The following is a 22,014-nucleotide window of genomic DNA, read 5'->3' on the forward strand; positions in this document are numbered from 1 at the left end:
TCCAATTTATCCAATGAAATTTTTTCATTTTGGGTGAAAGTATCAAAGTACATTGAATTTCTTGGGGTTTTTCAGAGTCAGGGAGTTGTCAGATTGGCTTTTGGATTTTGTAGATGCAAATTATTATTGGCTTTTAGTATTTTAATATGCAAATTTACTGCGACGAAGATTCGTCTAACAAAACTGGGAGGAAAAACATTTTGTTTAGAAAAATCGCAATCGCAGGTGTTTCCGCAGCAATGATGATGGGTGCAACAGGCGCCTATGCAGACTTCAAAGCGGAAAGCCCACAGTGTATCGCTCCGTCCAACCCTGGTGGTGGCTGGGACTTTATCTGCCGTACAACGGCAAAATACCTGTTCAACTTGGATATCATTGAAGATTCCATGCAGGTTACAAACATGTCCGGTGGCGGCGGCGGTGTTGCTTTCGCACACGTGACTAAAGAGCGTAACGAAGACAACAACCTGATCGTTGCTGCTTCTATGTCTACAAGCGCACGTATCGCTCAAGGCATCTATGAGAACGCGACTCAAGACGACGTTCACTTCCTGGCAACATTTGGTGCGGAATACGGTGCGATCGCTGTTCGTGCAGATTCCCCATACCAAACACTTGCTGACATGATGGATGACATCATGAAAGATCCACGTTCCGTTGGTATCGCAGGTGGTTCATCTGTAGGTAGCTTCGACCACATCAAACCGATGCTGGTTGCACGTGAAGCTGGCATGGAAGATGTAACAAAGCTGAAGTACGTTTCCTTTGATGGTGGCGGCGAAGCGATGACTGGCCTGTTGTCTGGTGCAACTGAAGCACTTTCCGGCGACTTCTCTGAAATGCTGGGCTTCTTGGAATCTGGCGACATCCGTATCATTGGCATCATGGCGCCTGAGCGTCTGACAAACTACCCTGATATCCCAACAGCCAAAGAGCTGGGTTATGACGTAGTTGGTGCGAACTGGCGCGGTCTGTACATGCCAGCAGGTGCTTCTGACGAAGCGAAAGAGTTCTGGTCCAACGCGATCAAAACTTTGACTGAGAACGAAGACTTCCAAGCGGAACTCGAAGCGGCTGCGATCGCTCCGTTCAATAACTTCGGTGACGACATGTACAACTTCGTAGCGGGCAGCATTGCTGACGTTGAAAAGCTGTCACGTGAGATCGGCATCATCGAGTAAGCCATATAGCTTACTAACAGTTCGGGCTGATCTGAAGATAATTCAGATCAGCCCACATGCACACTTTATTGGAGGCAATTATGAGTGACCGCATCTTTGGCGGCTTTGGATTGGCGTTGGCCATATTCTACATCTGGGCCGCTTCAACAATCAAAGACAGCTTTATGGTGGATGTGGTCGGACCACGTGCCTTCCCATACATCGTTGGTTCAATCGTAGGTCTTTGCTCAATCTATTTCATCGTTCGTCCGGATGATGAGCCAGAATGGCCGCATATGCGCGCCTTTGCAGAGATCTTCTTCGCAGCGGCAGTGATGTTCGCATATTGCGTCGCTTTACCAGAATTCGGTTTTGTCATCTCCACGATTTTCGCAACTGCCTATTTGACATGGCGACTTGGTACAGAACCGCTTTGGTCTCTTGTGTCGGGTGTTGGAACATCGGTTGGCATCTACGTCGTATTCCACCTGATCCTCGGCCTTTCGTTGGCTGAAGGTCCACTGGGTTTCTAAAGGGTTAAACTATGGAAATTCTATCACTTCTTGCGGATGGTTTCGGGGTTGCACTTACTCCTACAAACCTATTCCTCGCGGTTGTCGGCTGTTTCTTGGGTACCCTGATGGGTGCACTGCCAGGACTTGGCCCAGCAAACGGCGTTGCGATCCTTATCCCAATCGCGTTCTCTTTGGGGCTTGACCCAACCGGCTCTTTGATCTTGCTCGTCAGTGTTTACTACGGTGCGATGTATGGCGGTCGGATCAGCTCGATCCTTTTGAACATTCCGGGCGATGAGCCTGCAATGATGACCTGTCTCGATGGCTTCCCGATGGCCCAACAAGGCAAAGCGGGTGAAGCACTGTCTCTATCCGGTGTGGCTTCATTTGTTGGTGCGTTCGTGGCGACCTGTGGTCTGGTTCTGCTTGCGCCACAGTTGGTGAAAATCGCGTTGTTGTTCGGCCCAGCTGAATACTTCGTTCTCTTCACCGTGGCCTTCGCGACACTTGGCGGTATCTCATCCACCAACCAAGCCAAGTCTGCATTCGCTGCAGCATTGGGCCTTGGTATCGCGATGATCGGTTCCGACAGCCAAACCGGGTCTCAGCGTTTCACTTTCGATCATGTACACCTGTATGACGGAATCGACTTCCTTATCGCGATTGTTGGTCTGTTTGCTTTGAGCGAAGTGTTCATCTTCCTTGAGCATCACCGCACCAATAAGGGTGTTGCACCTAAAGCAGCAACAGTTGGCCGCATTATGCCGGACTTTGCCATGATCAAGCGCTGTATCCCGTCCATGGCACGCGGTACTGGTCTTGGCTTCTTCTCGGGTGTTCTTCCAGGTGCGGGTGCCTCTTTGGGTTCCTTCTTGGCGTACTCCCTTGAAAAGCAAGCGGTTGACCGTGACGGTAAAACATTTGGTAAAGGTGACCCACGTGGTGTTGCTGCTCCTGAAGCGGGTAACAACGCGGCATCTGGTGGTGCATTGGTTCCAATGCTTGCGCTGGGTGTTCCAGGTTCCGGTACAACTGCGGTTCTCTTGGCTGTTCTCCTGCAGCTGAACATCACGCCTGGTCCTCTGTTGTTCACTAAGAACCCAGACATCGTTTGGGGTCTGATCGCGGCACTGTTCCTTGCGAACTTCATTCTACTTGCGATGAACATTCCACTGGTTGGTATCTTCACACGCGTTCTGATGGTTCCAACACGGATCCTGATGCCAATCGTTGCGATGATTTCCTTTGTGGGTATCTACAGCATCACCGGCTCTTCTTTCGACGTGATGTTGATGGTTGGTTTTGGCATCGCGGGCTGGGTACTTCGTAAACTCGACGTATCTCTGGTTCCTGTGATCCTCGGCATCCTCTTGGGTAACCAAATGGAAGTGAACTTGCGCCGCGCGATGACCATCTCTGATGGTGACTGGCTCATCCTCGTGGGTAGCCCACTGGCTATCATTCTCTGGATGATCGCGATCGCGGGCTTTGTCCTTCCAATGATGATGGGACGTCGCATGAAGAAGCGCATGGAATCTATGCGCGATAACGAAGAGTTCGTTGGCGACTAATCCTTAACAGAAACAACCGGTCCGCATCTGCGGACCGGCCCCTCAAGAAAGTGTCACGCTGCGTGACGAACTTAGGAGACAAAAATGCGTATTATGACTTTGCCGTGTGACGGTATCGGCCCAGAGATTATGGCGGAAACGCTGAAAGTTGTTGAAGCAGCTAACAAGAAATTTGATCTTGGTCTGACCTTCCACGAAGAAGAGTCTGGCTTCAAAAGCCTCGAAAAGCATGGCATCACGTTGCGCGAAGAAGTTTTGGATCGCGCACGCACTGAATTTGACGGCGTAATCTTGGGCACGCAATCTCACATGGATTACCCACCGCTGGTTGAAGGCGGTCGTAACGTTTCTGCAGGTTTCCGTATTGGCCTTGACCTGTATGCAAACGTTCGTCCAGCACGTACACGTGACTTCATCCCGAACAAAGCGCCAGACATGGATCTGGTTATCATGCGTGAAGCGACTGAAGGTTTTTACCCAGACCGCAACATGTTCAAAGGCGTTGGTGAAATGATGCCAGACGAGAACATGGCGTTGTCTGTACGTAAGATCACACGCCACGGTTCCATGCGTATCTGCCGCGAAGGCTTTAAGCTGGCGATGCAGCGTGACAAGAAGATCGCTGCGATCCACAAAGCGAACTCCTTCTTGATGACTGACGGTCTGTTCCTAGAGTGCTTCCGTGAAGTTGCGAAAGACTTCCCAGAAGTTGAAACAGAAGAGTTTATTGTTGACGCATTTGCAGCTCTGCTGGTGCGTAAGCCAGAAGCGTATGACGTTGTTGTTGCAACAAACTTCTACGGCGATATCCTGTCTGACCTAGCGTCTGAGCTGTCTGGCTCCTTGGGCCTTGCAGGTTCTATCAACGCAAACGCCGAAACTGGTCTGTGCTGTGCTCAGGCGCAACACGGTTCTGCACCAGACATCCAAGGCCAGAACGTTGCAAACCCAACGTCTCTGATCCTGTCTGCAGCTATGATGCTGACATGGCTTGGTGAGCAGCGCGGCATCCAGAACTTGCAAGACGCAGGTGCAGCAATTGCCGCCGCTGTTGATGCAGTGATCGACGATCCAGCAAAGCGCACACGCGACCTGGGTGGCTCTGTAAACTGTGATGATTTCGGTACATTTGTTGCCGATGCAGTAGCCTCTGCCTAATAGCTCCCTTGGCCGGCTCCCTCAGCCGGCCATCTCTGGGTGGCGCTGGTCGGTCGGCGTCACCCAACCTAATTCCGAGGAATTCAGATGTCTTCACATCCACGCATTGCCCTGATCCACGCCACACGTATTTCGGTTGACCCAATCGAAACCGCAATCTCAGAACAATGGCCTGATGCGGAAACCGTCTGCATTCTAGAAGAAGGTCTTTCTGCAGATCGCGCAAGCGGTCGAGCGACTCTGGATGAACTGAATGCCCGCATTGTGCGCTTGGCACGCTACGCCGAAGACATGGGCCCTGACGGTATTCTTTACACATGCTCTGCCTTTGGTCGCGGTATCGAAGAAGCGGCAGCCACATCAGATATTCCAGTTTTAAAGCCTAACGAAGCCATGTTCGAGGCCGCCTTCGAAGAGGGTGACGACATTGTCATGTTGTATACGTTCAAACCCGCAGTTGAGAGCATGGAAGTCGAATTCCGTGAAGAAGCGGAACGTCGGGACTCTAGCGCGAAGATGCGTTCTGTTCATGTTGCAGGCGCACGTGAAGCTCTATTAGCCGGGGACGGGGAAACTCATAACCGTCTTGTTGCTGAGGCTGCAAAAGCCTTGGGTAAAGTCGATGCGATCTTGCTCGCCCATTTTTCAATGGCCCCTGCCGCCGCGGTCGTTCGGTCGATGACAGATGTACCTGTCTTGTCCAGCCCCGAAGCAGCCATCAAGAAACTTCAATCCGCCTTGCGCGGAACGCCAGAATAAGGAACCCTTCATATGCTGATTGGTGTCATTGCCGACGATTTCACAGGCGCAAGTGATATTGCCAACACTCTTGCAAAAGGGGTTGCCCCTGAAGGTGGTTTGGCGACGGCGCAATTCCCCGGGGTTCCAACATCACCTGCACCTGAGCATGTCGAAGCGGGCGTGATTTCCCTAAAAAGCCGCACCGCGCCAATTGACGAAGCTGTCGCGGAGAGCCTCGCGGCACTGGAATGGCTGCTAGAGCAGGGCTGTCAGCAGATCATCTTCAAATATTGCTCGACCTTTGATTCAACCAGTGAAGGCAACATCGGCCCAGTCGGCCAAGCGCTTGCGCTGGCAATGAACGCACGCGGTGTCGTGGTTTGCCCCGCATTCCCAACAGTGGGACGTACGGTCTATCAAGGGCACCTATTTGTCTTTGACAAACTGCTGAGCGAAAGCGGAATGCAAAACCACCCGCTTACTCCAATGACAGATCCTGATATTCGCCGCGTCCTGTCCCAACAGACAGAATGGGGCGTTGGTCATGTGGCGCAAGCAACTGTGGATGCTGGGTCTGAAGATGTCGCCAAAGCGCTGGCTGCCGACGCAAGTGCCGGTAACATGTTTACGGTTGTCGACGCGACATCTGACGGAGATCTTCTGACCATCGGTGCAGCGCTGCAAGATGCATCGTTGATTACAGGTGGTTCTGGCATCGCCCTTGGTTTGCCTCGTAATTTCATCCGCAAGCGTTTGGCGCGTGGAGGTGAAACGACACTAGAGGCACAGGCTGGCCCAGATGCGATTTTGGCCGGGTCCTGCTCTGGTGCGACTCGTGGACAAGTGGACCTGCACGAAAGCAAGCACCCGTGCTACGCGATTGACGTGCCACAGGTTATGTCTGGCGATATCACGGCGGAAACGCTTGTGGCGTTTATCTCAGAAAACAAAGGCAAACAGCCATTGGTCTATTCTTCTGGTACGCCTGAAGCGGTGAAAGAAATTCAAAATACCTACGGTCGCGAAAAAGTGGCGGCGACGCTTGATGCGTTGTTTGCAGACACGGCGCGCCAACTGATCCAAAGCGGCTATCGTAAGATTGTCGTGGCGGGTGGTGAAACATCTGGTGCGGTTGCACAGGCTGTAGCCGAAGAACTTGGCAATCCAGCGATGCAAATCGGCCCGGAAATCGATCCGGGTGTGCCTGTCCTAAAAGTGGGCGAGACAGACGCCGTTCTGCTTGCCTTAAAATCCGGTAATTTTGGCGCCCCTGATTTCTTCAGTAAGGCACTGTCTATCATGGGAACGAAGTGATGAATTCAGCTGAACTCAAAGCGCGCGAGGATATGGCGCGACTGTGTAAGTCTATGTTTGATCGTGGATTTTCCGTTGGAACCGCAGGCAACGTTTCGGTGCGATTGGAAGATGGGATCTTGATGACCCCGACCAATGTGACTTTGGGCGACCTTGTGCCAGACCGGATTTCTAAGATCGATCTGGAGGGCAACCACGTGGGTGGTGATCGCCCGACTAAAGAGGTCTTTTTGCACCAGGCGTTTTATGAAACGCGTCCAGAAGCTGGGGCCGTTGTGCATCTTCATTCGACTTGGGCGACTGCGTTGTCGTGTCTTGCGGATGTTGATCCGGATGATTGCGTTCCACCGCTTACGCCATATGTGGTTATGCGGGTCGGCACGGTGAAACTGGTGCCATATGTCAAACCGGGTGATCCGAAGTCTGGCGAATTGATCCGTGACCTTAAAGGTAAATACGCCGCTGTTCTGCTGGGCAACCATGGCCCTGTTGTCAGCGGCAAAAACCTGTTCTCCGCCGTATGTGCAGCGGAAGAGCTGGAAGAAACAGCCAAGCTTTTGGTTGCCCTGCGCGGTCAGAAAACCAAGCTTTTGTCCGACGAAGAGGTTGCTGATCTAAAAGCCACCTTTGGAACGATTTGAGGGCATCATGAAAACTGCTGATCTAATTGACTCGTATGCTGCCCAACTGGAATTTGTCGATCTGCCATTCCGAAAATTTGGACGAAAAACATTCATTGGCGGAATGATCGAAACAGTTAAGTGTTTCGAAGAAAACACCAAGATGCGTGAATTGCTGCAGTCGCCCGGCGAAGGGCGCATTCTTGTTGTCGACGGTGGCGGATCAACTCGCACAGCCATTCTTGGCGACAAAATGGCGGGCTGGGCAATCGATAGCGGTTGGGCTGGTTTGATCATCAATGGCTGCATCCGCGATAGCGTTGAAGTCAATGAAATGGATATTGCTGTATTTGCACTTGGGACCTCGCCAGTAAGATCGCAAAAGACGAATGCTGGACAGGCAGGTATCGACGTGAAATTCGGCGGGGTTCGGTTTGAATCTGGTCACTATGTTTACGCGGATGCAGATGGGGTTCTTTACAGCCCGGCCAACTTGGTTTGAACCGTCTAAAAGTTAATATCGAGCCAGCCGCGACAATCGCTATTGCCGCCCTTGTAGGTTGGCTCGTTTCATTAACTGGCATCCCCCTTGCCTGGCTGATCGGCGCTATGTTGGGCGTTGTCGCCATGTCGCTTTTCAAAATTCCGGTGCATCAACCGCGTCGGATCATGCCCTTTGTAAGGGCCTCGGTTGGCACTATGTTGGGTGCTTCTGTGACCCTTGGCGTACTGCAATCGTTAACGATGTGGTGGCCATCTTTCGTCTTTATGGTAGCGGTGATGTTGCTGGGTGGTTTTGTGAACTACCATCTCCTGCGCCGTGCCTTTTCCTTCGGGAAATCTGAATCCGCATTGTGTTCGGTCCCCGGTGGGATTGCTGAAATGATCCTTCTGAGTGAAACCACAGGCGGGGAGCAATGGCGGGTTGCGATCGTACATGCGGTACGCATTGCATTGGCGATCCTGCTTATCCCGATCCTGATTGGTTTCATCGCTGAAAACGAAATCGTCCGGGGCGGTGGTCCGGTGCTTCCTGATATGGAATGGGATGACGCCTTCTGGTTCGCGGTCTGTATTGCAGCGGGGCTGCTATCTCAGAAGCTGAAGTTTATTCCCGCCCGTATTGTGCTTGTACCAATGCTTGTTTGCGGCGTGCTGCATGTCACTGGGGTAACGGATTTTGTGGTCCCGACGCAGCTTTCGAACGTGGTGCAGATATTCATCGGCATCAATGTAGGAGGCCGCTTTGTCGGGGTCTCTACCAAGCTTTTGATGCAGGTGATGCTGGCGGCAGCCTGCGTCGTCATGGTGCAGATTTGTTTCGCCTTTGGTTCCGCCATTGTCGGCGCTGGCTTCTTGAATGTTGATCCCATCACTCTGGCCTTGGCTTATTCGCCCGGCGGGCTTGCCGAGATGTCTCTGATCGCCATCGCCATCGGGCAAGAGGTCGCGATCATTGGCTTTCACCATATCGCCCGGGTTCTTGGCGCTTTATTCACTGCGCCACTTATTCTGAAATCCCTGACCAGGAGGCCCTAATGTTTCCTCAGAAATCCACCCAAACTCCAAGCCAATCTGTCCAGTGCGTAGATCTTCCTGAAATCCTCGGAGATCGCCTGCCACATCTGCCGCATGTACTGCGGCTGCTTGCAGAAAACCACGTACGGGCCGGTGCTAGCCTTGAGAATTTGCGCGTTGCGCTGGATGGGTGGCTCGCAGGGAAGCCATCGCAAGCAGAGCTGTCCTTCCGGCCCAACCGGATTTTGATGCATGACACGACCTGTACACCTGCGCTGGCTGATATTGCAGGCCTACGCGATGCCGTGGCGGAGGCAGGTGGTGATCCAAGCAGCCTAACACCGACTTTGCCGGTTGAGGTCTCCGTCGACCACTCCCTAGCTGTCGATGTCTATGCCCAAAGCGATGCGAGCACCATCAACCGTCGCAATGAGATCACGCGGAACCGCGAACGTTACGCCTTTATGAAATGGGCTTCGTTGAATATGGATGGGGTGACTGTGAACCCTCCGGGCACCGGGATCATGCATACGATCAACCTTGAACAGCTGGCGACCTTGCTGGTGATGGGCGAGGATGGTTTTGCGCATCCTGATATGTTGCTGGGCACAGACAGCCACACGCCCATGATCAATGGGATCGGCGTATTGGGCTGGGGCATCGGCGGTTTGGAAGCAGAAAGTGTAATGTTTGGCCAAACCGTTTCTTTGGCCGTACCCGAGGTGGTTGGGGTGGAGCTGAAAGGCGCGTTGAAAGCTGGCATCACACCAACGGATTTGGCTTTGGTGGTCACCCAAAAGCTGCGTGAGATCGGCGTGGCTGGCAACTTTGTAGAATTTTTCGGGTCGGGGGTGTCGACCCTGTCAGCAGATGCGCGTTCCGTGATTGCTAACATGGCACCGGAATATGGTGCCTCCACCGGGTTCTTCCCGGCGGATGAAGAAGTGGTGAGCTATTTGCGCCGCACGGATCGTCCTGACGCGCTTACCACCAGTATTGAACCTGTGTTCAAAGCGATGGGGCTTTGGTTTGATCCGGCAGAGCGTCCTCGATTTGACCGCTGCATTTTGATTGATCTGGATAGCATCGGCACCAATATCGCAGGCCCACGCCGCCCGCAGGATTGCTGTCTGCCAAAAGATGCGCAGGCGCGTATTGAAGAGGCGATCGGGCGCGATTTAGAAACGCTCCCTGCGGATCTTGATCGCGATGTCGGTGATGTGCCTGATGGAGCCATAGGGGTTGCGGCGATCACCAGCTGTACGAACACGTCTGACCCGCGACTGTTGATCTCTGCCGGTCTATTGGCACGCAAAGCACGCGCTTTCGGTCTGCGTCCGCCACATTGGGTCAAGACGTCACTGGCACCGGGATCTCCTTCGGCTCGGGCCTATCTGGAACGCGCGGAGCTAACGGAAGATTTGGATTCCGTTGGGTTTTCCATCGTTGGCTTTGGGTGCACGACCTGCATCGGCAACCCGGGCCCGCTGCCTGAAGTGATTGAACATGCCCTTGGCGAACAGAAAGCCATCCCGGCGATCCTTTCAGGTAATCGCAACTTCCCGGGCCGTGTGCATCCGAAGCTTGATTTGGGGTATTTGGCCTCTCCACCATTGGTCGTGGCTTTTGCGCTAAAGGGCACTATTCAGGGTGACATTCTAAGTGACCCGATTGGCCAATCAGCGAATGGCAACGACGTCTATTTGACAGACATCTGGCCAGACGAGGTAGAGATCGATGCGGCGCTGACCAAAGGCTTTGAACCCACTGACGTGCCACTGGCCTTCTCAGAAGCGTGGCGCAGCAAACAGTGGGATGACATCGAAGCGCCGAAAGCTGCACAATTCCCATGGAGTACCGGATCGCGCTATCTGCGTCGTCCGAAGTTTGCCTCTTTGGAAGAAACCTCACGTTTGGGCCACTATCAGGCCGCACCGCTTTTGGTGTTGGGGGATGATATGACCACAGATCACATCTCTCCAGCGGGTTGGATCGATCCGAACAGTGAAGCGGGCGATTGGTTGATTGAGCGCGACGGTGATCCGAAAGACTTGAACGTTTATGCCGCCTATCGCGGCAATTGGGAGGTCATGGTGCGGGGCCTCTTTACCAACCGGCTGGCGACCAACTATTTGGCAGAAGGTTTGGCACCACCACAGACCGTGCTGGAAGATGGTTCCGTGCATCCGGTTTATGCAGCGTCACAAATTCTTGCAGATCGTGGCCAATCTGTCGTGATCCTTGCAGGTGAACGCTATGGCATGGGCTCCAGTCGTGACTGGGCCGCGAAGGGTGCCGCGCTTTTGGGCGCGCGCGCGATCATCGCAAACGGGTTTGAGCGAATTCACCGCACCAACCTGATCGGGATGGGCGTTCTGCCGTTGCAGATTATTGATGACTTTGTCCCAAAAGAAGCAGGCGTTACCGCCGCTGATCGTCTTGAAGTGAATATCTCAAATGAAGCGCTGACACCGTTGCTGGAAACAGAGGTGATCCTTCATGCTGCGGATGGATCACAACGTACGATCAAGTGCCGTGCTGCGGTGGAGACCTGGCAGGATGTCGAGACCTTGAAAATGGGTGGAATCTTGCCGGCGATATTGCAGGAAACAACTGAGAAGAAAGCGTTTTAACCGTGATCCATCATTTTGCACCAGATGTGCTGAACTCGTTTGCCGCTGAAGTATTTCAAAAGGCTGGGCTGCCTGAAGGGGACGCCAAAATTATTGCTGAAGATCTCGTTAAGGCCAATCTGCGTGGTTTGGATTCTCATGGGGTCTCTCGTATTCCGATGTATCTTAACCGGCTTGAAAAAGGTGTGGTTAATCCAACACCGAATATTCAGATCGAACACATCACCCCGGCTGTGTCTCGCGTAGATGGAGACAATGGCATGGGGTTTTTGCCATCCCATATCGCGATGGATGAAGCCATGCGTCTGGCGGAAACCATGGGCATTGGTCTTGTGGCTGTCCACCGTTCCACCCACTTCGGGATGAGCGCGCTTTATGTAGAACAAGCCATCGAGAAGAACTTTGTATCGATGGTTTTCACCAACTCCTCGCCAGCTTTAGCGATGCATGGAGGGCGTAGTGCATTCCTAGGGGCCGCCCCTATGGCGGCTGGTATACCGGGCGGACCAAATGGCGAGCCATTTGTGATGGATATGGCGATGACCGTTATCGCGCGCGGTAAAATCCGCCTAGCTGCGATGCGTGGTGAGCCAATCCCAGAAGGCCTTGCTCTAGACGTGGAGGGTCGGCCAACCACGGATGCGGATGACGCATTTAAAGGGGTTTGTTTGCCGTTTGGTGGCGTGAAGGGATCTGTCTTGGCAACTATGATGGACCTGATGGCGGGGGCGTTGACGGGTGCAAACTATGGCGGCGACGTAAAGAGCCTCTATTTTGACCATTCAGAACCGCAGAACGTGGGGCATCTGTTCTTTGCCATTAAGCCTGATCTCTTCATGGCGCTGGAACAGTTTGAGGGCCGCATGGACACGTTCCATGACCGGATCAAAAATCTGCCAAAGGCCGCAGGCGTGGATGAAATCCTGATGCCGGGTGAACCTGAGGCTCGCACACAGGCCAAACGCGCGGCAGAGGGTCTGCCAATCACCGACAACGTGGTGCGTGATCTTAGCGGAGTGGGTGAGAAGTTCGCGGTGGACTTTCCGGCAGCCTTGGGCTGATGGGGTACCACTTTTCTGCGCATCTTGGGTTTCTGTTTAAAGATCTCCCTCTTGAGGTACGGTTTGAAGCAGCAGCAGCGGCGGGGTTTGACTATGTCGAGCACCCGTCGCCGTTTGAATTGCCCGCAAAACGGTTCCGGGAGTTGCTGGACCAAAACGGTTTACGCATGGCGCAGATGTCCTCTGGTAATGGCGGTGCTGGGCTGAAAGGCTTCGCGGCGCTTTCTGATCATACAGATGCGTTTCGAGAAGGATATTTGCGAGCGGCTGACTATGCCGAAGAGGTCGGCAGCCCGTTTTTACACCCGATGGCCGGGTTGATGACAGAGGCGCATGACCGCGCTGAATGTCAGAAGACCTGGTTGGAAAACGTTCTTTGGGCTCAAGAGGCGCTGAAGGGAAGGGCGCTGAATGTGATTGTTGAACCGATCAGTGAAGCAACGTTTCCGGGGTATTACCTATCAACTTTGGGGGTTTTGGAAGAGATGCTACCGGAGCTACCTGAGAATGTTTACGCCTTCGTTGATATTTTCCATGCGGCTTGCAATCACGAAGATGTCTGCGCCTTTATCAGAAAATATGCGGACCGCGTTGGGCATTTGCATATCGCGGACCATCCGGGGCGGCATGAACCTGGAACCGGAGAGATCGATTTTGCACCAGTAGATCGCTGTTTGAAAGAGGCCGGTTTTACCGGTTGTCTGGGGCTTGAGTATCATCCAATGGCATCGACAAATGACGGTCTGATTTGGCGGGATTCATGGCCAATTTTTCGAACCAAATCAGGTGAATGAGAAAATGACTGTACGTTTCTGCCAGAATCGCTACAAATGATTAGCTATTAACGCAGTTACAGTCGAGGGTGCCCGTTATCGCCGGAGTTACAGCCAAACAGCGTATTTACGATCATTTTGTTCATCAGATCCGTAGCCAAGAACTGAAGACCGGACAGCAATTGCCGACCGAAAAGCAGATTGCGCAACAGTTTGAGGTCAGCCGTTCAACGGTACAAGCTGTCATGGCGCGACTTGCGCTTGAAGGGTTTGTCCGGCGGCAAGCGGGGCAGGGGACATTCGCGGGCCGGCCTCAGGATGATATGAATGTGCGGGTGAATCTGGATATTCATAATATCCAATCCTTTGAAAACGAAATGGCGGTATCGGGCGACCACATAACCTACAGGTTGCTTTCTTTTTCGCGCAGTTCGGTGAGCTCAGTAATTGCCTCAAAACTTAGCATTGATCCTGCTACAATGGTTAATACGTTGCATAGACTTCGTTTTCTCGGCGACGATTGTATTGGGTCCGAACTGCGATATTTCTCACCTAATATAATCTTGGATGTTTCCGCCCACGCATTGGAAAACCAAGGTGGGCACGACCTTATTGAAAAGGGCTTGGGGTTGAAAATTGGGCGTATTGATGCGGCTCTCCGTGCTGTTGTTGCGAGCAAAGAGCAATCCATGCAAATGAATGTCGCAGAGGGAGCGCCATTGCTGGTGCGCTCTCACACATTATTCTCTGATGACGAAAGTATCATCCTTCACGGAGAATCCTTCTATGTTGAACCCTTTTCGTTTCGTTACACGGCCACCGTGCGAGGCACTTAAAAACCAAATAAATTCAATGACGTATCTCTGGTAATGGCCTGAAATTCAACCTGGTTAGAAGCCCAGTCTTGTAGATACCTAAGCGACATTTGATCATCTATATTCATGAAGGGTTCAATTTCGGACAGAGGCCGCGCTGCGCGTTCGGAGGACTTCCCAGTGTGGGGCCAATCGCTTCCCCAAATCGTACGTCCTTTAGCTGCATTTAGCATAGAAGGCGCAAAGGGGGCTAACAGGTCGTAGTTGGCGGCATAGTCGACTACACGGCATTGGCCTGAGGTCTTTAGAATGACATTCGGCAAGGCGAGAACTTCGAGTAATTGTTCGAATGTGTTCTCGAAATCATCAGTGCCGAGTTTCAGTCCTGCACAGTGATCAAGAATGGTGGGGCGGCCCATTTCTGCGATGGTGTCCTTCAGAGCGATGATGACATGTGCTGGCAGAAAAATCTGCATCATCATGTCGGTTCCCGTCATTTGACCATTCAATTGCTTAAGCTGAGTTTTGGCAACTTCTACTGCCGTATCGCCGCTTGTTTTCAGGTTGGCCCGAAGTCCCCGCACCCCTGCTGCCCAAAGAGATTGAATGTAGTCCTTGTTTTGTAAGGCTGGATCGACAACTGCAATCGCGCGCGCGGTTTGTTGGCCCAGGATGTCTACAGCTTCTAGAGTCGCCCGATTGTCCGGCCCGTAGGGGCTTGGCTGCACTATGACCACTTTCTCAGCGCCGATTCGTTTCATATGCGCGGCCAGTTTTTCCGCGTTCGCATCCCCCGGAGTGTAGCTTCTTTTATCGGCGTAATGGTATTTTTTAGGAGCAAAAACATGTACATGAGCGTCGATTATTGGGAAATGAGTGGTCATTATATTATTTATCCATACATTTGGCTTGCGTTGGCAGTATTATTGTATTTATCATCGTTAAAAAGCAATGTGAGTCTGCCAATGTTCTTTGCCCCACCAGAAGATTTAACCGCTGAGGTCTTTGCCCAAGTTCCTGAGGAGCTGGCGCCTAAAAGCGGTTCTGAGTGGGGTAATGTTCAACATCCTGGCAAGAATTTCCGGGCCTTCTTGGAAGGTCCGTCCTTTGACCGCGACGGCAATCTCTATTGTGTGGACATTTGTCATGGCCGTATCCTGCGCTGTGATCCAGAGGGTCAGTTTTCTGTTGCCGCAGACTATGATGGTGAGCCAAACGGCCTGAAAATCCACAAAGATGGCCGCATTTTCATTGCCGACCACGCACATGGTATAATGGTGATGGACCCCGTGAGTGGCACTGTTGAGCCTTACTTGACGCGGCCCGCTCTGGAACGGTTCCACGGTTTGAACGACCTGCATTTTGCATCGAACGGCGACCTATATTTTACCGATCAGGGGCAAAGCGGATTGCAGTCGGCACATGGCAGACTGTTCTGCCTTCGTGAAGGTGGTGAACTGGAGTGTCTGATCGACAACATCCCGAGCCCAAATGGCTTGGTACTGAACGAAAACGAAACTCAGCTTTATCTCGCCGTTACGCGCATGAATGCCGTATGGCGCATCAGGTTCCTTCCCGGAAGTCGGACCGTCATCAAATCGGGCACTTTCATCCAGCTCTCTGGTGGGCTGGCTGGTCCTGACGGTCTGGCTCTGGGGGAAGGTGGCGAATTGATCATTGGTCACATGGGCCTTGGAACAATTTGGGTGATGTCTCGTCTGGGTGAACCGATGTATCGCATCCGGTCTCCAAAAGGGATCTTAACTGCCAATTGCGCCTTCGGAGGAACGGAAGGACGTCACCTCTATATCACTGAGGCTGAAAGCTCTTCGATCCTTCGGGTTGAACTGCCCTTCGCAGGGAAGAAGATGTTCGCACACATGTAATACCGGCCAGCCGTTGGGGGTTGGCCGTTTGGGAGGGAAAAATGCTTAAGAAGTTTGATAGCGTGTTATGCGTCATAGAAGATTGGATCATGGTGGCCCTGTTCTTGGCTGGCTTGATCATGGCGACGTTGCAGGTTGTCCTGAGATATCTTTTCAATACCGGTATCCACTGGTTGGAGGCAGGGCTCGTGACTGCTTTGATCTGGGCCATGCTATTTGGTGCAGTGCGCGCGGTGCGCGACGGGTTCCATCCTAGGGTCGATCTTTTGCCTACTCTCGTGTCACCGAAGGTACGCGCAATTTTGAATTTCTGTGCCCTGGGTGCTGCTTTCCTTCTGTCAGCCTATGTGCTGATAGATTCCGTATTCTACGCCAATTTCCTAAACTTAATCAATGCGTTGCACCCTGAGCTGGGTATCAAGTTGGTCTACCCATTCTTGATCATCCCAGTGATCACCGTACTTATGACAATTCGTTATGGGCTGCTGATTTACACACTGTTTTATCGACCCGACGCTTTGTCTCCTGAAGATCAATACCGCGACCACATCGGCGCGAAATACAAAAAGGGCATTGTAGAATGATCGTCCTAACCCTTGTCCTGGCCTTCTTTGGCCTCATCGTTATTGGCGCGCCAATCGCTGTCGCTCTTGGCGGTTCTGCGCTTATCAGTTCCATGCTGTTTTCCCCGATTGCAGACGGAATTGTTGGGCAAAAATTCTTCGCGAACCTGAACCACTTTACCTTGATGGCGATCCCGTTCTTCTTCCTCGCAGCAGGACTGATGGAGCGTGGCGGTCTGGTGCAACGTCTTGTCGCTTTTGCGCAATCCCTAGTCGGTCACTTGCGTGCTGGCCTTGGCATGACGACGGTTCTGACCTGCATCTTTTTTGCAGCGATTTCTGGTTCAAGCCCGGCGACCGTGGCAGCTGTCGGGAACATCCTATACCCATCGCTGAAGAAGGAAGGCTATTCTGATAACTACGCAATCGGTGCTTTGGCGACGTCAGGTTCCATTGGTATTCTGATCCCGCCATCCATTCCTTTGATCCTCTATGGCTTTGTGACCGAGACATCGATTCCTGCATTGTTCTTGGCCGGTATCATTCCAGGGCTCCTATACGGTGCACTTCTTCTCTTCACTGCGCGTTTTTTGGCAGTCAAAGAGGGGATCCAAGTGCGAGAAAAAGCCAGCCGCAAAGAAATGCGCTCTGCTTTTGCGTCAAGTATTCCTGCTCTATCGCTACCCGCCTTTATCGTGATCGGCATCTATGGTTTCCCAGAGTTCAGCCTGTTTGGCATGTACTATGACGGCGGTGCGATCTTTACACCAACCGAAGCGGCTGCGATCTCGGCTGTACTAGCGATGTTCATAGGTTTCTTCATCTACCGTGAGTTGACTTTCCGTGAGCTTCTGAAGGTGACCGCTGAAACAGGCCCACGTGTCGGTATGATCTTCTGGATCACGGCAAACGCGCTGCTCTTCGGCTTCTTCCTGACGAAAATCGGTGTTCCAGCGGCAATGGCTCAATTCGTACTCGACATGAACGTGTCCCCGATTGTCTTCCTGCTCTGCGTGAACGTCCTGTTGGTGATTGTAGGCTTCTTCCTCGAAGGCGTTCCAACCATCCTGATCTTCTCTCCACTGTTGGTTCCAGCAGCCGAGAGTTTGGGCATCGACCCGGTTCACTTTGCGATCATCATGGTTGTGAACATCGAACTCGGCCTGATCACACCACCGGTTGGTATCAACCTCTTCGTTGCAAGCTCGATCTCTGGATTGCCTGTTCTATCCGTCTTCAAGGCGACCCTGCCTTGGATGATCGCAACGATCATCACCTTGATGATTGTCACCTTCTTCCCGCCACTGTCTTTGTACCTACCTGGTCTGACGCAGTGACGAGAATACAAACTACTCAAGTGTTGAAAACATAAACTGGAGGAGAAGATATGTTCCTTAAACACGCAAAGACCGTTACCGCGGCACTGGCAGTTGCTGTTGCAGCAACTGCAGCATCGGCAGAAGTCAAAATGATTATGTCGAACGACAACAACAACAAGGGTCTGAAAGGGCAGACCTTTGACTATCTGGTCGCTCAACTGGAAGAGCGTCTGGGTGATAAAATCGACGTGGAAATGCACCACGGTGGCACGCTGTTTGATCAGCAGTCCCAGATCCAGGGCCTGCAACTGGGTGGCACGCACATTATCTCCCCAACTGCGGGTATTTACAGCTCTGTAAATCCAAAAGTTGCGGCTTTGCAGCTGCCGTTCCTGCTTAACACGCCTGAGAAAATTCAGGCTGCAGTTGCGGATCCTGTTGTACGTGACGCGATCATGCCAGGCCTGAACAACCAGAATATCGAGGTTGTTGCGGTTTGGATGAACGGTCCACGTGATCTGGGCTATAAAGCGCAAAAGCCAATCCTGCTGCCAACCGATGCAGAAGGCCTGAAGGTTCGTGTTCAGTCTGCTCCGATTTTCGTAAAAACTTGGGAAGCCATTGGTGCTAACCCAGTGGGTATCAACTGGTCTGAAGCCCCAACTGCTTTGCAGCAGGGTGTTATCGATGGTGGGGAAGTGACGCCAAACTCATGGCGTGGGTCTTCCACATACCAGTTTGTTGATCACATCACGATGACTGACCACCAGTACTCGTTCTACCTGGTTGGCGCGAACAAGCAGTGGTGGGATGGTATCCCAGCGGCTGAAAAAACAGAGATCAATGCAGCTCTGACAGCGGCGACTGAGTGGAACATGGCGAAGAACGTTGAAATCAACGGTGCTGCAGCTGAGTTTATCGCAAGCGAAGGTGTTGGTGTTCATTATCTGACGGAAGAGCAGCGTGCTGTTTGGGCGGAAGCAATGAAGCCAGTATGGCAAGAGCTTGGCAACGAGCTGGTTGGTGACGAAGTCATGGACCGTCTGAAGGAAATCGCAGGCGTAAGCTAATTAGCGATCGTAAAGAAGAAAAGGCGGCACTTGTGCCGCCTTTTTTACGTTTGAACAGATGGTTGCTTGGAAGCGCCTTAGTTCATGCTGCGAAGTGAGTTAGGTTGTTCAGAAACTTCCACTTTCAAATCGTACTCCGCCCAGTTTTCAAGCAAGGTTTCAGGCAGTGCGGCGTCAGTGAATAGCGTATCGATGTCTTGGACTGAGCCAATTCGCCCAGGGGCAGTTCGCATGATCTTGGAATTGTCAGCGACCACAAAGGTCGAACGCGAGCGCGAAATAATGGCTTGCGTGGCATGAACCTCTTGCAGATCGAAATCCAAGAGTTCCCCGTCTGCATCAATGCCAGCACAACTGATGACCGCGTAATCGAACTTGAAAAAATCGACGACTTGGGTGGTCAAATTTCCCAAAAGCCCGCCGTCTGCTCGGCGCAACGATCCACCGGCGACTACAATATCAATGTTCGGATTGGCGGAAAGGATATTGGCCGTGTTCAAGCTGTTGGTCACAACAATCAGATCTCTGTGGTTCAACAACTCGCGTGCGACAGCTTCAGTGGTAGTGCCAATGTTGATAAACACGCTGACTTTGTGAGGAATGGCGGCGGCGCAGGCTTTTGCAATTGCTTGTTTGCCGGTTGCGTTCAGCTGTTGACGCTGAACGTAGTCGATATTGGTCGATCCATCCGCGATCACTGCACCCCCATGGACGCGTTCAACGTGCCCACTATCAGCGAGATCAGATAGGTCACGGCGAATGGTATGAACTGTTACGTCAAAGTGCTGGGCAAGGCCTTCCACGGTGACGCGCCCGTCTTGACGCGTGATTTCAAGAATCTGTGCTTTTCGCATTCCGCCGGTCAATCGGTCGCCATGTTCCATAAGAGTAATCCCTTGCTCGGTTTTGCTCGTTTCGGTTCCAATTTAGCGGTTTTCGCGAAAACCTCCAGCGAAAAAGCGAATGCATTGTCTATAAAGGGTGCTCGTTTGTGCTCGTATTGTTGACATGTATGCGCGAATATGCTCTTTTGTGGATCAAATCGAGCAGAAAAGAATCGAGTTTTTGATTCAATATGCAGAAAACCGAGAAATTAGGCGCGATATGTAGCTTTTTGTTCGGATTAAACGATGACGCGGAAGCGCGATGGGAGGAAAAATTATGAGTTCTGACAGTCAGACATTGCGTCAGTTCCTTTTGGCTGAGCAACGCCAGGGACGTGTTGAACAGGATATGGTCCTGTTGATAGAGGATATCGCAACCTCTTGCCGCACCATCGCGCATCAAATTCGAAATGGGGCGTTCCTTAATATTCTGGGCGCGACCGAAACATCCAACGTGCAGGGCGAAACTCAGAAGCAACTTGATGTCATCGCCAATGATATTTTCATCAAGCACTGCCCGAATTGCGCGCGCGTCGCGGCGCTGGTTTCTGAAGAGATTGACGATGTCATCTGGCTCAAGGACGCGCCAAAGGCAGGAGACTATTTGGTCTATTTCGATCCTTTGGACGGATCTTCGAATTTGAACGTGAACCTGTCGGTTGGATCCATCTTCTCAATCGTTGAACTGGCTGAAGACATCACCGAGCTCAGCAATGAAGCGGTGTTGTTCTCAGGTGCGAAACAGGTTTGCGCTGGCTACAGCCTATATGGTCCATCGACGTCTCTGATCCTGACAACAGGTCACGGCGTAAATGGCTTCACCCACAAGATCGGCACAGGTGAGTTTAACCTAACGTTCCCGGATATGCGCCTGCCAGAAGAGACCGAAGAGTTTGCGATCAACGCATCGCGCTTTAAAAAATGGGACGCGTCGATCACGCGTTATGTCGAAGAATGTCTTGAAGGCAAAGATGGTCCGCGCGGCAAAACATTCAATATGCGTTGGACTGCATCCATGGTGGCCGAAGTGCATCGCATCCTGATGCGAGGCGGCATCTTCCTTTACCCAAAAGATACAGGCAACGCGGACATGGGCGGCAAGTTGCGTCTTCTTTATGAGGCCAACCCGATGGGATTCATTGTCGAGCAAGCAGGTGGCAAGGCGTCCACTGGAATTGAGCGCATTCTGGACGTTGAACCAACATCTCACCACCAACGGGTTTCGGTCATTCTGGGCAGTGCCTCAGAGGTCGACCTGATCGATAGCTACTATAAAGAAAACGCCTGATCTCGGCGAACGGCGAAACAAAGAGGACATCCCAAATGGCACTTATTTCATTGCGCCAGCTGCTGGATCATGCGGCGGAACACGGTTACGGCTTGCCGGCATTTAACGTTAACAACATGGAACAGATGTTGGCCATCATGAAGGCAGCGGATGCCGTGGGCAGCCCTGTGATTATGCAGGCGAGCCGCGGCGCGCGGCAGTTTGCAAACGACATTGTTCTAGGCCATCTGATTAAAGCGGCAATTGAGATGTATCCACATCTGCCAATCTGTATGCACCAGGACCACGGCAACTCGCCCCAGACCTGCCTGTCTGCGTTGATGAATGGATTTTCATCTGTGATGATGGATGGCTCGCTTGAAGCAGACGGCAAAACACCGTCTGACTTTGAATACAACGTTGGTGTGACCGCTAAGGTGTCAGAGATGTCTCACCTTGTCGGCGCATCCATCGAAGGCGAGTTAGGCCACCTTGGTTCATTGGAGACCGGCAAAGGCGAGGCCGAAGATGGCCACGGCTTTGATGGCGAAATGACCATGGACATGTTGGTGACCGACGCTGATGAAGCCGCCGAATTTGTGAAACGCACCAATGTTGATGCGCTGGCAGTTGCCATCGGCACCTCGCATGGTGCTTACAAGTTCACCCGCAAGCCAGATGGTGACATTTTGGCGATGGGCGCCTTGAAGAAAATTCACAAAAAACTCCCTGATACGCACCTTGTGATGCATGGCTCGTCTTCTGTGCCACAGGAACTGCAGGACATCGTCAACGAATATGGCGGTGAGATTGCACCAACTTGGGGTGTCCCGGTTGAAGAAATCGAGGTTGGCATCAAACACGGTGTGCGGAAAGTGAACATCGATACTGACCTGCGCCTCGCTTTGACAGGTGCGATCCGCAAGCTTCTTTGGACAAAACGGGGTGAGTTTGATCCGCGTAAATACCTTGCGCCAGGCATCGAAGCCATGTCCGAGGTTTGTAAGGATCGCTTTGAACGCTTCGGAAGTGCAGGCCAAGCGAACAAAATTAAACCAATCCCGCTTTCTGATATGGCCAAGCGCTATGAATCCGGTAGCCTGATGGCTCAGGTTAACTGAGCTGTAGAAACGGCGACAAACGATA

At 52.2% G+C, this 22,014-nt stretch carries 21 protein-coding genes; 19 read left to right on the top strand and 2 right to left on the bottom strand.

Annotation, left to right across the window (positions count from 1 at the left end; translation table 11 throughout):
- Nucleotides 1–200: 200 nt before the first annotated feature.
- The 13 genes from JXQ85_RS02360 (at nt 201) to JXQ85_RS02420 (ending at nt 13,900) form a co-directional block, all read left to right on the top strand.
- Complete coding sequence (locus JXQ85_RS02360; RefSeq protein ID WP_421747243.1) at nt 201–1,181, top strand: Bug family tripartite tricarboxylate transporter substrate binding protein; 981 nt, start codon at nt 201–203, stop codon at nt 1,179–1,181.
- Between the two features lie 80 nt (nt 1,182–1,261).
- Nucleotides 1,262–1,693: a tripartite tricarboxylate transporter TctB family protein gene (locus tag JXQ85_RS02365; protein ID WP_421747244.1), complete on the top strand. Its 432-nt coding sequence runs from the start codon at nt 1,262–1,264 to the stop codon at nt 1,691–1,693.
- 11 nt (nt 1,694–1,704) lie between these two features.
- Complete coding sequence (locus JXQ85_RS02370; protein ID WP_421747245.1) at nt 1,705–3,246, top strand: tripartite tricarboxylate transporter permease; 1,542 nt, start codon at nt 1,705–1,707, stop codon at nt 3,244–3,246.
- An 84-nt stretch (nt 3,247–3,330) separates the two neighbouring features.
- The gene (locus JXQ85_RS02375) at nt 3,331–4,404 is read left to right on the top strand and encodes an isocitrate/isopropylmalate dehydrogenase family protein (RefSeq protein WP_421747246.1); all 1,074 of its coding nucleotides are present in this window, start codon (nt 3,331–3,333) and stop codon (nt 4,402–4,404) included.
- 87 nt (nt 4,405–4,491) lie between these two features.
- Entirely contained in the window at nt 4,492–5,163 is a 672-nt protein-coding gene (locus JXQ85_RS02380) for an aspartate/glutamate racemase family protein (protein WP_421747247.1), read from the top strand.
- A gap of 12 nt (nt 5,164–5,175) precedes the next feature.
- On the top strand, nt 5,176–6,459 hold the full coding sequence (otnK, locus tag JXQ85_RS02385) for a 3-oxo-tetronate kinase (RefSeq protein ID WP_421747248.1): 1,284 nt from the start codon (nt 5,176–5,178) through the stop codon (nt 6,457–6,459).
- The gene (gene otnC, locus JXQ85_RS02390; protein ID WP_421747249.1) at nt 6,459–7,100 is read left to right on the top strand and encodes a 3-oxo-tetronate 4-phosphate decarboxylase; all 642 of its coding nucleotides are present in this window, start codon (nt 6,459–6,461) and stop codon (nt 7,098–7,100) included. The genes otnK and otnC overlap by 1 nt, the downstream gene beginning before the upstream one ends.
- 7 nt (nt 7,101–7,107) lie before the next feature.
- Entirely contained in the window at nt 7,108–7,581 is a 474-nt protein-coding gene (gene rraA / locus JXQ85_RS02395; RefSeq protein ID WP_421747250.1) for a ribonuclease E activity regulator RraA, read from the top strand.
- Nucleotides 7,578–8,618: an AbrB family transcriptional regulator gene (locus tag JXQ85_RS02400; RefSeq protein WP_421747251.1), complete on the top strand. Its 1,041-nt coding sequence runs from the start codon at nt 7,578–7,580 to the stop codon at nt 8,616–8,618. The genes rraA and JXQ85_RS02400 overlap by 4 nt, the downstream gene beginning before the upstream one ends.
- On the top strand, nt 8,618–11,230 hold the full coding sequence (gene acnA, locus JXQ85_RS02405; protein ID WP_421747252.1) for an aconitate hydratase AcnA: 2,613 nt from the start codon (nt 8,618–8,620) through the stop codon (nt 11,228–11,230). Before JXQ85_RS02400 ends, acnA begins: the two co-directional genes overlap by 1 nt.
- Before the next feature lie 2 nt (nt 11,231–11,232).
- Entirely contained in the window at nt 11,233–12,291 is a 1,059-nt protein-coding gene (locus tag JXQ85_RS02410) for an Ldh family oxidoreductase (RefSeq protein ID WP_421747253.1), read from the top strand.
- Nucleotides 12,291–13,085, top strand: coding sequence for a hydroxypyruvate isomerase family protein (locus JXQ85_RS02415; RefSeq protein ID WP_421747254.1), 795 nt, complete (start codon nt 12,291–12,293; stop codon nt 13,083–13,085). The genes JXQ85_RS02410 and JXQ85_RS02415 overlap by 1 nt, the downstream gene beginning before the upstream one ends.
- Before the next feature lie 68 nt (nt 13,086–13,153).
- The gene (locus tag JXQ85_RS02420) at nt 13,154–13,900 is read left to right on the top strand and encodes a GntR family transcriptional regulator (RefSeq protein WP_421747255.1); all 747 of its coding nucleotides are present in this window, start codon (nt 13,154–13,156) and stop codon (nt 13,898–13,900) included.
- On the opposite strand, the gene JXQ85_RS02425 is transcribed toward JXQ85_RS02420, so the two are convergent.
- Nucleotides 13,897–14,763 carry an amidohydrolase family protein gene (locus JXQ85_RS02425; protein WP_421747256.1) on the bottom strand — a complete coding sequence of 289 codons (867 nt, stop codon included), beginning with the start codon at nt 14,761–14,763 and terminating at the stop codon, nt 13,897–13,899. The genes JXQ85_RS02420 and JXQ85_RS02425 overlap by 4 nt on opposite strands.
- A gap of 81 nt (nt 14,764–14,844) precedes the next feature.
- Between JXQ85_RS02425 and JXQ85_RS02430 the strand changes: the two genes are divergently transcribed.
- From JXQ85_RS02430 to JXQ85_RS02445, 4 genes are read left to right on the top strand one after another with little or no spacing between them, the layout of a single operon-like run.
- Nucleotides 14,845–15,765: an SMP-30/gluconolactonase/LRE family protein gene (locus JXQ85_RS02430; RefSeq protein WP_421747257.1), complete on the top strand. Its 921-nt coding sequence runs from the start codon at nt 14,845–14,847 to the stop codon at nt 15,763–15,765.
- A gap of 41 nt (nt 15,766–15,806) precedes the next feature.
- The gene (locus JXQ85_RS02435) at nt 15,807–16,349 is read left to right on the top strand and encodes a TRAP transporter small permease (protein WP_421747258.1); all 543 of its coding nucleotides are present in this window, start codon (nt 15,807–15,809) and stop codon (nt 16,347–16,349) included.
- Nucleotides 16,346–17,665, top strand: a complete 1,320-nt coding sequence (locus JXQ85_RS02440; protein WP_421747259.1) for a TRAP transporter large permease — start codon at nt 16,346–16,348, stop codon at nt 17,663–17,665. The genes JXQ85_RS02435 and JXQ85_RS02440 overlap by 4 nt, the downstream gene beginning before the upstream one ends.
- 50 nt (nt 17,666–17,715) lie before the next feature.
- Nucleotides 17,716–18,717 (top strand): TRAP transporter substrate-binding protein, encoded by a 1,002-nt coding sequence (locus tag JXQ85_RS02445; protein ID WP_421747260.1) that lies wholly within the window; start codon nt 17,716–17,718, stop codon nt 18,715–18,717.
- Between the two features lie 77 nt (nt 18,718–18,794).
- On the opposite strand, the gene JXQ85_RS02450 is transcribed toward JXQ85_RS02445, so the two are convergent.
- A complete protein-coding gene (locus JXQ85_RS02450) occupies nt 18,795–19,601 on the bottom strand; it encodes a DeoR/GlpR family DNA-binding transcription regulator (protein WP_421747261.1) in 807 nt (268 codons plus the stop codon).
- Nucleotides 19,602–19,878: 277 nt separating this feature from the next.
- On the opposite strand from JXQ85_RS02450, the gene JXQ85_RS02455 reads away from it, so the two are divergent.
- Nucleotides 19,879–20,889 carry a class 1 fructose-bisphosphatase gene (locus JXQ85_RS02455; RefSeq protein WP_421747262.1) on the top strand — a complete coding sequence of 337 codons (1,011 nt, stop codon included), beginning with the start codon at nt 19,879–19,881 and terminating at the stop codon, nt 20,887–20,889.
- Between the two features lie 35 nt (nt 20,890–20,924).
- Nucleotides 20,925–21,989, top strand: a complete 1,065-nt coding sequence (fba, locus tag JXQ85_RS02460) for a class II fructose-bisphosphate aldolase (protein ID WP_421747263.1) — start codon at nt 20,925–20,927, stop codon at nt 21,987–21,989.
- Nucleotides 21,990–22,014 lie beyond the last annotated feature (25 nt).

The organism is Cognatishimia sp. (assembly GCF_049116455.1).
GTDB lineage: Bacteria > Pseudomonadota > Alphaproteobacteria > Rhodobacterales > Rhodobacteraceae > Cognatishimia.